General features: G+C 69.3%; 11 protein-coding genes. 4 read left to right on the plus strand and 7 right to left on the minus strand.

Going from position 1 to position 13,233, the window contains the following annotated elements:
- Position 1: 1 nt before the first annotated feature.
- Positions 2 to 1,423 (plus strand): cbb3-type cytochrome c oxidase subunit I, encoded by a 1,422-nt coding sequence (locus tag RN02_RS11845; RefSeq protein WP_009614895.1) that lies wholly within the window; start codon positions 2 to 4, stop codon positions 1,421 to 1,423.
- A 57-nt stretch (positions 1,424 to 1,480) separates the two neighbouring features.
- Positions 1,481 to 3,328: a nitric oxide reductase activation protein NorD gene (locus RN02_RS11850; RefSeq protein ID WP_043314686.1), complete on the plus strand. Its 1,848-nt coding sequence runs from the start codon at positions 1,481 to 1,483 to the stop codon at positions 3,326 to 3,328.
- A gap of 511 nt (positions 3,329 to 3,839) precedes the next feature.
- Here RN02_RS11850 and RN02_RS11855 read toward each other — a convergent pair.
- The 6 genes from RN02_RS11855 to nirK form a co-directional block, all read right to left on the minus strand.
- Positions 3,840 to 4,022: a hypothetical protein gene (locus RN02_RS11855; RefSeq protein WP_043314688.1), complete on the minus strand. Its 183-nt coding sequence runs from the start codon at positions 4,020 to 4,022 to the stop codon at positions 3,840 to 3,842.
- Positions 4,023 to 4,024: 2 nt separating this feature from the next.
- On the minus strand, positions 4,025 to 4,708 hold the full coding sequence (locus RN02_RS11860; RefSeq protein WP_009614901.1) for a Crp/Fnr family transcriptional regulator: 684 nt from the start codon (positions 4,706 to 4,708) through the stop codon (positions 4,025 to 4,027).
- Positions 4,709 to 4,809: 101 nt separating this feature from the next.
- Positions 4,810 to 5,481 carry an iron-sulfur cluster repair protein YtfE gene (ytfE, locus tag RN02_RS11865; RefSeq protein WP_009614903.1) on the minus strand — a complete coding sequence of 224 codons (672 nt, stop codon included), beginning with the start codon at positions 5,479 to 5,481 and terminating at the stop codon, positions 4,810 to 4,812.
- Positions 5,482 to 5,559: 78 nt separating this feature from the next.
- Positions 5,560 to 6,291, minus strand: a complete 732-nt coding sequence (locus RN02_RS11870) for a Crp/Fnr family transcriptional regulator (RefSeq protein WP_009614906.1) — start codon at positions 6,289 to 6,291, stop codon at positions 5,560 to 5,562.
- 70 nt (positions 6,292 to 6,361) lie between these two features.
- On the minus strand, positions 6,362 to 7,174 hold the full coding sequence (locus RN02_RS11875) for an SUMF1/EgtB/PvdO family nonheme iron enzyme (protein WP_043314689.1): 813 nt from the start codon (positions 7,172 to 7,174) through the stop codon (positions 6,362 to 6,364).
- Positions 7,175 to 7,222: 48 nt separating this feature from the next.
- Positions 7,223 to 8,371 carry a copper-containing nitrite reductase gene (gene nirK, locus RN02_RS11880; RefSeq protein WP_043314690.1) on the minus strand — a complete coding sequence of 383 codons (1,149 nt, stop codon included), beginning with the start codon at positions 8,369 to 8,371 and terminating at the stop codon, positions 7,223 to 7,225.
- A gap of 237 nt (positions 8,372 to 8,608) precedes the next feature.
- On the opposite strand from nirK, the gene RN02_RS11885 reads away from it, so the two are divergent.
- Both RN02_RS11885 and RN02_RS11890 read left to right on the plus strand, forming a co-directional pair.
- Positions 8,609 to 10,798 (plus strand): outer membrane assembly lipoprotein YfiO, encoded by a 2,190-nt coding sequence (locus RN02_RS11885; protein WP_043314691.1) that lies wholly within the window; start codon positions 8,609 to 8,611, stop codon positions 10,796 to 10,798.
- A gap of 7 nt (positions 10,799 to 10,805) precedes the next feature.
- Positions 10,806 to 11,525 (plus strand): DUF3142 domain-containing protein, encoded by a 720-nt coding sequence (locus tag RN02_RS11890; RefSeq protein ID WP_043314692.1) that lies wholly within the window; start codon positions 10,806 to 10,808, stop codon positions 11,523 to 11,525.
- A 331-nt stretch (positions 11,526 to 11,856) separates the two neighbouring features.
- On the opposite strand, the gene trhP is transcribed toward RN02_RS11890, so the two are convergent.
- Entirely contained in the window at positions 11,857 to 13,200 is a 1,344-nt protein-coding gene (trhP, locus tag RN02_RS11895; RefSeq protein WP_043314693.1) for a prephenate-dependent tRNA uridine(34) hydroxylase TrhP, read from the minus strand.
- Positions 13,201 to 13,233 lie beyond the last annotated feature (33 nt).

Below are 13,233 nucleotides of genomic sequence, written 5' to 3' on the forward strand. Positions count from 1 at the left end.
CATGAACCCGGGCAATCCCCATCTGAAATTCGCTTCGCAAGCGGTGGCCAAGCCGTACTTCGTGTTCGCCCTGATGCTGTTCGTCGGGCAGATCGTCTTCGGCCTGGTCATGGGCATGCAGTACGTGGTCGGCGACTTCCTGTTCCCGGCCATCCCGTTCAACGTCGCGCGCATGGTGCACACCAACCTGCTGATCGTCTGGCTGCTGTTCGGCTTCATGGGCGCGGCCTACTACCTGGTGCCGGAGGAGGCCGACCGCGAACTGCACAGCCCGAAACTGGCGATCGTGCTGTTCTGGGTGTTCGCCATCGCCGGCGTGCTGACCATCCTCGGCTACCTGCTGGTGCCCTACGCGGGGCTGGCCAGGCTGACCCACAACGAGCTGCTGCCGACCATGGGCCGGGAGTTCCTCGAACAGCCGACCATCACCAAGCTGGGCATAGTCGTGGTCGCCCTGGGCTTCCTCTACAACATCGGCATGACCTTGCTGAAGGGCCGCAAGACGGTGGTCAGCGTGGTGATGATGACCGGCCTGGTGGGCCTTGCGGTGTTCTTCCTGTTCTCCTTCTACAACCCGGAGAACCTGGCCCGCGACAAGTACTACTGGTGGTGGGTGGTGCACCTGTGGGTGGAAGGCGTGTGGGAGCTGATCATGGGCTCGATGCTGGCCTTCGTGCTGATCAAGGTCACCGGCGTCGACCGCGAAGTGGTGGAGAAGTGGCTCTACGTGATCATCGCCATGGCCCTGATCACCGGCATCATCGGCACCGGCCACCACTACTTCTGGATCGGCGCGCCGGGCGTGTGGCTGTGGCTCGGCTCGATCTTCTCGGCCCTTGAACCGCTGCCGTTCTTCGCCATGGTGCTGTTCGCCTTCAACATGGTGCGCCGCCGTCGCCGCGAGCACCCGAACAAGGCCGCCTCGCTCTGGGCCCTGGGCACCACGGTGACCGCGTTCCTCGGCGCCGGCGTGTGGGGCTTCCTGCACACCCTGGCCCCGGTGAACTACTACACCCACGGCACCCAGCTGACCGCGGCCCACGGCCACCTGGCGTTCTACGGCGCCTACGTGATGATCGTGATCACCCTGATCAGCTACGCCATGCCGCGCCTGCGCGGGATCGGCGAGGCGGCCGACGCCCGGGCGCAGAGCCTGGAGATCTGGGCCTTCTGGCTGATGACCATCTCCATGCTGCTGATCACCCTGCTGCTGACCGCCGCCGGCGTGGTGCAGGTGTGGCTGCAGCGGATGCCGGCCGACGGCGCGGCCATGCCGTTCATGGCCACGGTGGAGCAACTGAAGGTGTTCTTCTGGTTGCGCCTGTACGCCGGCTTCGGCTTCCTCATCGGGCTGATCTGTTACCTGCTGAGCTTCCGCCAGCGCGGCCGCATCGCGGTGGGCGTGGCGCAGCAGGCCGGTTGAGTTCCCTCCCCCGGGGCCCGTCTGCCTGGCAGCGGGCCCTTTTTTTGCGAGGCCGCGATGACCATTCACCTGGAACTGGAGGAAGGCTTCGGCCGCGCCTGGCACCGCTTCATCACCCGCCGCGCGAGCCCGACCTTCGAGGACGCGGCGGTGAGCCTGGACGAGGTCCGCCGCAGCCTGCTGCTGCTGTTCCGCGGCACCGGCGGCGAGGCCGGCGTCGGCGTGGAGGCGGCCAGCCCGCGCGAACTGCTGGTGCGCCGCAGCCTGTTGCAACAGGTGGCCGGCACCTGCCAGCAGCTGCCGGTGGCCTGGTTCGACGCCGACTCCCTGCGCCTGCCGCCCAGCCTGGCGGTGTACCCCGATGCGCAACTGAATCGTGAACTCTACCGCTGGCTGGCGCTGCTCGCGGCACACAGCCAGCCGCTGCGGCACTGGGCCGGCGACAACCAGGCCTGGACCCTCGCCGTGTTGCAGCGCTACCCGCTGCTGCGCCCGCGCTATGAACGCCTGGTGGAGGCGCTGCTGCCGCTGCGCCCGGACCCGGCCCAGCTGCCGCCGGCCGAGGCGCTGCTGGAGCGCGCGCTGCGCCAGGCCCTGCGCGAGCCGGGCAGCGTCCTCCGCCTGCCGCGCAGCGAGCGCGCGCCCTGGCCGCTGCCGTTGTGGCTGTATCCGCCGCAGCAACTGGCGGCGCCGCAGCGCACCGAGCTGGTCGACGGCGACGAGCAGGGCAGGCCGACGGGCGACGCTCGCAACGGCATCGCCCGCAAGCGTGGCGAGCGCACCGAACAGGACCCGGGGCGCGGCGGCCTGCTGCTGTTCCGTCTGGAGAACCTGTTCAGCTGGTCCGAGCACGTCGAGCTGGACCGCGCCGGCGACGACAGCGAGGACCTGGACGCCGCGCGGGTGGCCGAGGACCTCGACCACCTGAGCCTGTCCCGGCAACGCCAGCGCAAGGGCGGCGGCCTGCGCCTGGACCTCGACCTGCCGGCGGCCGAATACGACGACCTGCCGCTGGGCGAGGGCATCCGCCTGCCGGAGTGGGACTACCGGCGCCAGTGCCTGCTGCCCGACCACGTCTGCCTGCAACCGATGCTGCCGCGCGACGCCGCGCCGGCGCCGCTGCCGGATGCGCTGGCGCCCATCGCCCGGCGTCTGCGCCGGCAGTTCGAAGGCCTGCGCCAGCAACCGCAGTGGCTGCGCCGCCAGCCCCAGGGCAGCGAGCCGGACCTGCAGGCCTGGCTGGACTTCAGCGTCGAACGGCGCCTGGGCGCCTGCGCCGAGACCGGCCTGTTCCTCGAACGCCGGCAAACCCGCCGCGACCTGGCCTGCCTGCTGCTGGCCGACCTGTCGATGTCCACCGACGCGCACCTGGACGACCGCCACCGCGTCATCGACCTGATCGGCGACAGCCTGCTGCTGTTCGGCGAGGCATTGCAGGCGGTGGGCGATCGTTTCGCGCTATACGGCTTTTCCTCGCTGCGCCGGCACCACGTGCGCCTGACCCAGCTGAAGAGCTTCGAGGAGCGCTATGGCGACGCCGTGCGCGGCCGCATCCGCGCCTTGCGCCCCGGCTACTACACACGCATGGGCGCGGCGATCCGCCGGGCCACGCAACTGCTGCTCGAACGCGGCGAGCGTCAGCGCCTGCTGCTGATCCTCACCGACGGCAAGCCCAACGACCTGGATTGCTACGAGGGCCGCTACGGCATCGAGGACACCCGCCAGGCGGTGCTGGAAGCCCGCCGCGCCGGGGTGCTGCCGTTCTGCCTGACCATCGACCGCGAGGCGGCGGACTACCTGCCGCACCTGTTCGGCCACCAGGGCTACCAGATGCTGCACGACCCGGCCCAGCTGCCGCTGCGCCTGCCGCAGCTGTACCGCCAGTTGACCCGCCGCCGCGAGTGAGGCCGTGCGCCATTGTAGCGGGCCCTGCCCGCGAATCGCGCGCAGGGCGCGCTCCTACAGGGGGACGATGTGGCGAGTGAGGCGGTGGACAGCCCTTTGTAGGAGCGAGGGGGACGCCCAGTTCTTGCTCGCGAACCAACCCCCGCAGCGAGACCCGTTCGCGACCGATTTACCGGCCGCTCAGGACAGCCCCCTCTCCCGCTTGCGGGAGAGAGTTGGGGAGAGGGCGCTCTTGAGCCCAACACCTGCGTCGCCGGAAACCCCGTTCGCGAGCAAGCTCGCTCCTACGAAAAGCACCTCGGCGCAGTGCGAACCCGGAAACAGCGTAGGAGCAAGCGTCTTGCCGGCTGCTCCAGGGTGCTTTTCGTAGGATGGGTTGAGCTTGCGAAACCCATGCGGTTGCGGTGATGGGTATCGCTTCGCTCAACACCATCCTACGAAAAGCCATGCTCGCTCATGCGGTAGGAGCGGATTCATCCGCGATCCGGCCGGCAGGCCGGTTTCGGGACGCCTAGCGCGGCAACCAGACCGCCATGGCCACGCAGAACACCGCAAGGACGACACAGAACAGCTTGAACCGACGCAGCCGCTTCTGTCGGGCCAGGGCCTGTTCGGCCGGCAGCGGCATGCCGCAGTGCGGGCAGTCGGCCTGGTCGTCGGGACTGGCCTGCTGGCAATACAGGCACTGGCGCATGCCTATTCGAACTGCTCCAGGCGCAGCGGGTCGAGGACCTGCACGGTGCGGCCCTGCAGGTCGATGATGCGTTCGTCGATCAGCCGGCGCAGCACGCGGGAGAAGGTTTCCGGCTGGATCGACAAATGCCCGGCCACCAGTTGCTTGGCCATCGGCAGGTCGAAGCGCAGGTCGGCGTCGCCGTGCCGGTTGAGCAGCGTCAGCAGGTAGCGCACCACCCGGTGGGTGGAGTTCTTCAGCGACAGCGTCTCGATCTCGTTGATCCGCCGGTGCAGGCGGATGCACAGGGTGCCGAGCAGGGCGAAGGGCAGCTGCGGGTTGCTGTGCAGCAGCTCCAGGTAGGTGCGGTTGGCGAAGCGGTAGACCTGCGTCGGCTCCAGCGCCTGGGCCGAGGCGACGTAGTCGGGGGTGTCCATGAACATCATGGCCTCGGCGAAGGTCTGCCGGCCGACCACCACTTCCAGCACCTTCTCCTGGCCCTCCGGGGTCAGCCGGAAGATCTTCACCGCGCCGGATATCACGAAGAAGAACGCATGCGCCGGCTCGCCCTGGTGGAACAGCTTGTCGCCCTTGTCGAGGTTGAGCAGCTGGCAGGTGGCGAGCAGCTGTTCCAGCTGCGCCTCGTCGAGGGCATCGAACAGGTGATGCCCGCGCAGGATCTGCTGGTGGACGCGCTGGGACTGCATGGCGGAGCTTTCCTGGGCAGGGGACATCCGCCCAGTATGCTCGCCATGCGCAGGTTCGGGGGTGAGGCATGCTGTCACGCCGGCCTCCGGCCGATGAATGGTCATTGCGGCCGGTTGGCGCCGACGAACAGCAGGTTGTTTTCCAGGTGGATGTGCTGCATCAGGTCGCGGCGCAGCTCCTCCAGCCCGGCGTAGAGCGCGCGCCAGGTGGTGCAGGCGTTGGCCGGGGCGGTCAGGTCGTCGGTCAGCTCGGCCAGCGCGGCCAGGGACTGGGCGTGTTCGTCGTGCTCGTGGCGCATCACCCCGATCGGCCCCTGCACGTGCAGCAGCGGCACGCCCTGGTTCAGCCAGGGGAACAGGATGTGCTCCTCCTTGCACATGTGCGATTCGAGTTCTTCCTGCATCCGTTCCAGCAGCGCCACCAGGCCGTGGGGGCAGTGCGGGTGCGCGGCGTGGGTGCGCTCCACGCGCTGGGCCAGCGGCAGCAGCGCGGGGAACTGCTGGCGATGGCGCTGGTGGTAGCGCTCGAGGATGTGCTCGATCAGTTCGGCGTTGCTCGCCTGGCGCCAGTCGCGCTCTTCGCTGGCCGGGCGCAGGGCGCGCAGTTCGCTGGCGATGCGCTCGGCGTCCAGGCCCAGTTCGCTGGCGGCTTCGCGCAGGCTGCGCTGGCCGGCGCAGCAGAAGTCCAGCTTGTAGTCGCGCAACAGGCTGGTGCTGCCGGGCAGGCTGCAGGCCAGGTCGCTGAGGGTGCGTTCGGTCAGGTTGTCGTGCATGGCGGCGGGCCTCGGGAGTCGGTGCGGTAGGCAGGCGCCAGTCTAGGAAGGGCGGTGGCCCGGGCTCCTTGATTGCGGTCAAGCGTCGCAGTGCGCGGTTTCCCGTTCGTCGTCGCCCTCGGCGATGTGCAGCAGCTGCTGCGGGTTGCGCACCAGCAGCTTCTGCCGGCCGCTGCGCACCAGGCCGCGGCCTTCCCAGGCGCAGAGGATGCGCGAGACGGTGTGCAGGGTGGTGCCGGTCATCTCGGCGATGTCCTGGCGGCTGACCGGGAAGTCGATGCGCACGCCCTCGGATTCCGCGCGGCCGCTGCTGCGCACCAGGCGCAGCACGGCGTGGGCGACGCGGCGTTCGACTTCCTCGGTGGCCAGTTCGCAGAAGCGCACGTGGGCTTCCTGCAGGCGCACGCCGATGGCCTGCACGGTGTTCAGGGCGAAGCCGGGGTGGCGCGCCAGCAGCGGTTCCCACAGCGCGGTGGGCCAGGCCAGCGCCAGGCTTTCCTGGGTGGCGGTCGCGCTGGCGGGGTAGTCCTCGCGGCCCAGGGCGCGGACGAAGCCGAACAGGTCGCCGGGGTTGACCAGGCGCACCAGCACGCGCTGGCCGTCGCAGGTCAGCTGGGTGGCCTTGAGGCGGCCGTGCACCAGCAGGTAGAAGTGCTCGGCCGGCTCGCCCTGCTCGAACACAGTGGCGCCGCAGTGCAGCGGCAGCACGCTGGCCGGGCGGAGTATGTCGTCCTGTTCCTCGCGGGTGCAGTTGGCAAAGGGTGGCAGGTTCGCCAGCCAGGCGCGGTTGATCGTCGGCTTGTCGCTCACGCTCGGGATTCCCTGGGGCCCGCCGCAGCATACCCGTTTCGCGGGGTGGCGAAACTTGAGTGGGATCAAGTCAAGGCAGCTCTCTGACCAGGCGGAAACCCAGGTTGTCCGGCGGTTGCCCGGCGCTGCAGCCGCCGCCGCGGGCGTCGCGGACGAATTCGTTGATGGCGGCGCGGTGGCGGCCCTCGGCGATGCGGATCGAGCAGGCCTCGACGCGGCTCTTTTCCGCGCCATCGGCGTCCAGGCTGACCCGCGTGTGGCAGCTCTGCGTCCACTCCCAGACGTTGCCCGCAAGGTCTGCCACGCCCAGTTCGTTGAGGCCATGGCTGCCGCGCGGCTGTGCCCGGGCCGGGCCTTCGCTGGCCGCCGCGGCCTCGAAGCGGTAGCGCGCCAGCCAGCGGCGCGCCGGGTTGCGGCCGTCGTCGTCGATGCGCAGGGCGTCGTCGGCCCAGCGCGAGCCGGCGAAGAACGCCCATTCCTCATCGCTGGGCAGGCGCCAGCGCTGGCCGGTTCGCCTGGACAGCCACTCGGCATAGAGCTGCGCGTCCAGCAGGCTGGCGCCGGTGAGCGGCAGGTCGGCGCCGGGCGTGGCGGCCTGGCCATCCAGCGCCAGGCAGGCACCGGCGTCCACGCAGCGGGCGTATTCGGCCCGGCTGACCTGGTATTTCATCACCGCGAAGCGCGGCGCCAGGCGTTCGCTGCGCAGCGGCGCGTCCACCGGGCGGGCGTCGCGCCAGTAGTCGCCGGCGGGGCGGAAGCGGTATTCCCGCGGCGTCAGGCTGACGGTCTCCGGCGCCAGGCTCGGGTCGCTGCGCGGCAGCCAGGCGCCCAGGGCGATGGCCACCAGCAGCAGCGGAAGGGCGATGATCAGCGCCTTGCGCATCGGCGTTCCCTCGTGGCGGGGCCGGCCCTCGCGGGCCGGCCGGTGGCGTCACTTGATGGGCGAGGGCGGTTCGACCTGGCTCATCAGGTCGGAGTCCCATTGCCCCTCGACCTGGAAGTGCGCGGTGGCGCCCAGGGCCACGCCCTCGATCAGGTTGTGGTTGAGGTAGGCATACAGGCCCGGCTGGCGGAAGGTGTACAGCGCAGCGCCGGCGGCGCCGCCGGGGATGAACCAGGTCTCCAGGCCTTCCTCCGGCGGGTTGCCGAACTTGCCGGTGGCCCAGACGTGGTCGCCGTGGCCGCCGATCAGGTGCGGGCGGGTGTCGCGGTTGGCCTGGGAGTGGACGATCAGCACGGTCTCGCCGACCTTGGCGGTCAGCGCGTTCTTGCCGGTCAGGGCGCCGACCCGGCCGTTGAACACCACGTGGCTGGGGATCAGCCCCTTCATGGTCTGCATGGTGTCGTTGAAGCTCTCGGCGGGCGTGGCGTAGCGCTTGAACTTGCCGTCCTTGTCGCGCGGCACGTAGAAGTCCTGCTCGCCGATGTAGAACACCTTGTCGTACTTCAGCGGGCGGCCGTCGCGGTCCTTCAGGCCGTCGCGCGGCAGCACCATGATCGCGCCGTTCATGCCCGAGACCACGTGCCAGGGGATCATCATCCCGCCGGGCGCGCAGTGGTAGACGAACACGCCGGGGCGGGTGGCCTTGAAGCGCAGCTTGACCTGCTCGCCGGGGTTGACGATGGTCAGCGAGCCGCCGCCCAGGGCGCCGGTGGCGGCGTGGAAGTCGATGTTGTGGGCCATGGTGTTGCTGGCCGGGTTGACCAGGGTGAGTTCGACGTAGTCGTCCTGGTGCACCACCATCAGCGGGCCGGGCACCGAGCCGTTGAAGGTCATGGCGTGGACGTGGGTTTCGTCGTCGTCGATGATCAGGTCCTTCTCCTGGATGACCATGCGGAACTCCACCACCCGCGGCTTGCTGCTGGTGCGCTGTTCGTGGGCATGGACGAAGGGCGGGGTGAGCAGCTCGACCTTGCTCCTGGCCAGCTTCGACAGGTCCGGCGCCGGCCCGGTCTGCAGCGGCGCCGACTCCTTGGCGAAGGCCAGACCGCTGCCGAGGACCGAGCCGGCGACGCCGAGCGCGACGGCTCCGGCGAGCAGGCTACGGCGCGAGAAAGGCGTTTTTTCCAGGTCAGCCATGGGTACTTCTCCTAATGGACGAGATTGCGTTGTCCACAGGGAAACCCCTTGGGCGAAAACCTTCTTTGCGCCGCAGCAAATAGCGGCGCAGCTGGACAATCTGCCGCAGCGCGCCGTCTGGTTTTTCCTACGGCGCCTGTGTGAATGCGGCAAGTGCCTGTGCGCCGAGGTAAGATTCCAGCCCAAAGAGCGAATTCCCCGCGCCAAGGCGCGGGCCCCAACGGACAAGGACCTTGCATGCGCCCGCGTGGACTCCCCCTCCTGGCCCTCACCTTCGGCGTGCTTGCCGCGCAGCAGGCCTACGCCAGCAGCGACGATTCCTGCTACCCGAGCTGGAACCTCAAGCGCGACACCCTGGACGTGTGCAACAGCCTGCCGTTCCTCAGCCCCGGCAACGACAGCCGGGTCAACCTGCAACTGCTGCTGGCCGATGCCGGCCGCGCCAGTCTGCCGGTCAAGGCGCTGTCCGATGACGAGCAGCAGCTGGGCTACGGCCTGGTGCCCTTCCCGCTGACGCGGCTGTTCGACGAACCCATGACCGTGGAGCCCGCAGCGGCCGCCGCGGCCAAGCCGGCGGCGCCCCTGGCGGAGCTGGCGGTGCGCATCGGCCTGCCGGCGGACGCGGTGCCGGCCGAGGGCGAGCGCTTCGCCAGCGGCGAGGGCAGCCGCTGCCGCAGCAACAACCCGGCCACCGCCCTGGACTTCCTCGCCCAGCTGCTGGCCGCCGACCTGCCGCCCGCCGAGCGGCAGGGCCTGGCGCGGGCGCGCCTGGCCCTGTTGCAGGGTTGCCAGTGGGACGACGCGCAGCTCGCCGGCCTGCTGCCCAAGGATGTGGATTCCCCCGCCGGGCGCGATTTCGCCGGCTACCTGCAGGGCGTCGCCGCCTTCTACAGCGGCCACTTCCCGGCCGCGCGCAAGAGCTTCCAGGCCCTGCACGACAGCCGGCTGCCATGGCTGCGCGAGACGGCGCGCTACATGCTTGGCCGCAGCCAGCTCAACCAGGCGCAGCAGAACGCCTTCGACGACATGGGCTACCCCGACCTGCGCAAGGTCGACCAGGCCGCGCTGAAGGTCGCCGAGAGCGACTTCAAGGCCTACCTGCAGGCTTATCCACAGGGCCGCTACGCCACCTCGGCCAAGGGCCTGATGCGCCGCGTGTACTGGCTGATGAACGACCCCGGGCGCCTGGCCGCGGAGTACGCCTGGCTGTTCGCCCAGCCGGAAGCGGCCCAGGGCAACGCCGACCAGGCCCAGCTGATCGCCGAGGTGGACAACAAGCTGCTGGTCAGCGCGCACCCGGCCGAGGTCAAGGACCCGCGCCTGCTGGCGGTGCTCGACCTGATGCAGATGCGCCACCACGAGGCCGGCGAGGGCCGCGCCCTCGACCTGCCCGGGCTGCAGGCGCAGAAGCCGCTGTTCGCCGAGTTGCCGGGGCTGCACGACTACCTGCTGGCCGCCTGGCAGCTGTACGTCGAGGAACAGCCGGCCAAGGCGGCCGAACAATTGCCGAAGGCCCTGCCGCAGAAGCTCGACTACCTCGCCTTCAGCCAGCAGACCCTGCGCGGCTTCGCCCTGGAGGCCGGCAACGACTGGCTGGGCGCGGAGAAGCTCTGGCTGCAACTGCTGCCCCTGGCCCGCCAGCCGCTGCAGCGCGAGCAGCTGGAACTGGCGCTGGCCTTCAACTACGAGCGCAGCGACCGCCTGGTGAAGGTCTATGCGGAGAACTCGCCGGTGCGCACCCCGGCCATCCGCGAGCTGCTGCTGCGCCACATCGCCGGCCCCGAGCTGCTGCGCCAGCAGGTGAAGTCCGAGACGGCGCCGGCCGAGGAGCGCGACACCGCGCTCTTCACCCTGCTGTACAAGGACCTGCTGCACGGCCGCTACGCCAACTTCGTCAACGACCTTGCGCTGCTGCCGGCCGAGCCATCGACCAAGCCGCTGAGCGCCAGCCTTGGCTTCGTCTATGGCGGCGGGCAGCCGCTGAGCCTGTTCCAGTGGCCGGGCGGCAAGGGCAGCTCCGGCTACGACTGCCCGGCCATCCGCGACCTCGCCCTGGCCCTGCAGCAGGAGCCGCAGCCGCCGCAGGCGCTGAACTGCTTCGGCGAGTTCATCCTGCGCAACAACCTCGACAGCTTCCCGCTGGATAACCAGCCCGGCGTGCGCGAACTGGGCGGCAGCCCGTCGTTGTTCGAAGGCGAGCCCTATTCGCGCCTGGACGGCTACCTGAAGGTGATCGCCGACGCCCAGGCCGGCAGCGACGACAAGGCCTACGCGCTGTACCGCGCCATCAACTGCTACGCGCCCAGCGGCTACAACGGTTGCGGCAAGCAGGACATCGCCCCGGCGCAGCGCAAGCGTTGGTTCCGCACGCTGAAGACGCAGTACGCCGATACGCCCTGGGCGAAATCGCTGAAGTACTACTGGTAGCGCGGCCATGGGCCTGGCCGCGAAGAGCCTGGCGCTGGGCCTGCTGCTGTGGAGCGCTACGGCCCGCGCCGGAGTGGTGGACGCCGCCGACTACGACGCCTTCTGGTTGTGGGGCGGCGTGCAGGCCCAGCCGGTGCTGCGCCAGGCGCGCACGCTATACGTGCTGCAGGGCCAGGTCAGCGCCTCGCGCGGCGCCCCCGAACAACCGGCGCGCCTGCACGCCCAGGGCATCGCCATGCCGCGCCTGCGCACGGGCCAGGTATGGCTGGTCTACCGCGCCCACAGCCTGCGCTGGAGCGAGGACAGCTACGCGACCCTGCTGGCCCAGCTGCGCCGCTGGCAGCGCGCCGGCAACCCGCTGCTGGGCGTGCAGATCGACTTCGACGCCCGCACCCGCTACCTCCACGAATACGTGGCCTTCCTGCGCGACTTCCGCCGGCGCCTGCCCATCGAATACCGCCTGAGCATCACCGGCCTGCTGGACTGGAGCAGCAACGCGGAGCCGGCGACCATCAATGAACTCAAGGACGTGGTGGACGAGGTGGTGGTGCAGACCTACCAGGGGCGGCGGACGATTCCCGACTACCAGCGCTACCTGCCCAGGGTGGCGCGCCTGCAGCTGCCGTTCCGCATCGGCCTGGCGCAGTACGGGCAGTGGCAGGCGCCGGAGTATCTGGAGCGCAGTCCGTGGTTCCGGGGGTATGTGGTGTTTTTGCAGAATCCGTGAGTTGGTGGTCGGGGGGATTTTGTAGGAGCGAGCTTGCTCGCGAACGGAGTTTGTCGGTGGCTGCAGTGTTTCGGGTTGACTCTTTTCCCTCTCCCCAGCCCTCTCCCTGAAGGGAGAGGGGGCTAGTCCGTGCCGAGAGAAGTGATGGTTTCAGTCGGAAACCTTCGGTGTTGCCGGCTGACTCAGGAATACCCAAGCACGCCGAACAGTCCCCTCTCCCTTCAGGGAGAGGGTTAGGGAGAGGGCGCTCTTCTGCTCAAGCACCGAGATTACCGGCGAAGTCCCGTTCGCGAGCAAGAACTAGGCGTCCCCGCGTTCCTACGAAGAGCACTCAGCAGCCACAACCCCCACACCCCGCCTTCACCGGCCGCTCCACCAGATCCCGCATCAGCAACCCATAATCCAGCCCCACCTCCTCCGGCACCGGCAGATACACGACGTGCCCATCGCCCGGCGCCACCTCGATGGCTTCACCACGAGCATTCTCCAGACGTTCCAGCCGCAGCGTACGGTTCCCACCCGGCGTCATGAGTTCGAGGCTGTCGCCCACCGCGAAGCGGTTCTTCACCCTTACCTCGGCGAGGTCGCCACGGCGGGCGCCAGTGAACTCCCCGACAAACTGCTGGCGCTCCGCCCGCGAGCTGCCGTACTGGTAATTCTGATACTCGTCATGCACATGGCGGCGCAGGAAGCCCTCGGTGTAGCCGCGGTGGGCCAGGGACTCCAGCTCGTCCATCAGGCCACGGTCGAAGGGCCGGCCGGCTACGGCGTCGTCGATGGCCTTGCGGTAGGCCTGGGCGGTGCGCGCCACGTAGTAGTGCGACTTGGTGCGGCCCTCGATCTTCAGCGAGTGCACGCCCATCTCGGCCAGGCGCTGCACGTGCTGGATGGCGCGCAGGTCCTTGGAGTTCATGATGTAGGTGCCGTGCTCGTCCTCGTGGGCCTCCATCAATTCGCCGGGGCGGTTGCCTTCCTCCAGCAGGAACACCGCGTCGCTGGGCGCGCCTTCGCCGAGGGTCGGCTCGCGCACCAACTGGCCCAGTTCGTCCTCCCGCGCCGGGTGCGCCTGGTACTGCCAGCGGCAGGCGTTGGTGCAGGTGCCCTGGTTGGGGTCGCGGCGATTGATGTAGCCCGACAGCAGGCAGCGCCCGGAGTAGGCCATGCACAGGGCGCCGTGGACGAACACCTCCAGCTCCATGTCCGGGACCTTCTCGCGGATTTCGCCGATCTCCTCCAGCGACAGCTCGCGGGACAGGATCACCCGGCTCAGCCCCTGGTCGCGCCAGAAGGCCACGCTGGCCCAGTTCACCGCGTTGGCCTGCACCGAGAGGTGGATGTTCGCCGCGGGGAAGTGTTGGCGCACCAGCATGATCATCCCCGGGTCGGACATGATCAGCGCATCCGGCCCCAGGGCCAGCACCGGCTCCAGGTCGGCCAGGAAGGTTTTCAGCTTGGCGTTGTGCGGGGCGATGTTCACCACCAGGTAGAAACGCTTGCCCAGGGCATGGGCCTCGGCGATGCCGACGGCCAGGTTGGCCAGGTCGAATTCGTTGTTGCGCACCCGCAGGCTGTAGCGCGGTTGCCCGGCGTAGACGGCATCGGCGCCATAGGCGAAGGCGTGGCGCATGGCTTTCAGCGAGCCGGCGGGGGAGAGCAGTTCGGGGGCTTGGAGCATGGCGTGGGGACGGTTGTGGATAAAACGCTGCAC

It is taken from the genome of Pseudomonas sp. PI1, assembly GCF_000812405.1.
Lineage (GTDB): Bacteria > Pseudomonadota > Gammaproteobacteria > Pseudomonadales > Pseudomonadaceae > Pseudomonas > Pseudomonas citronellolis.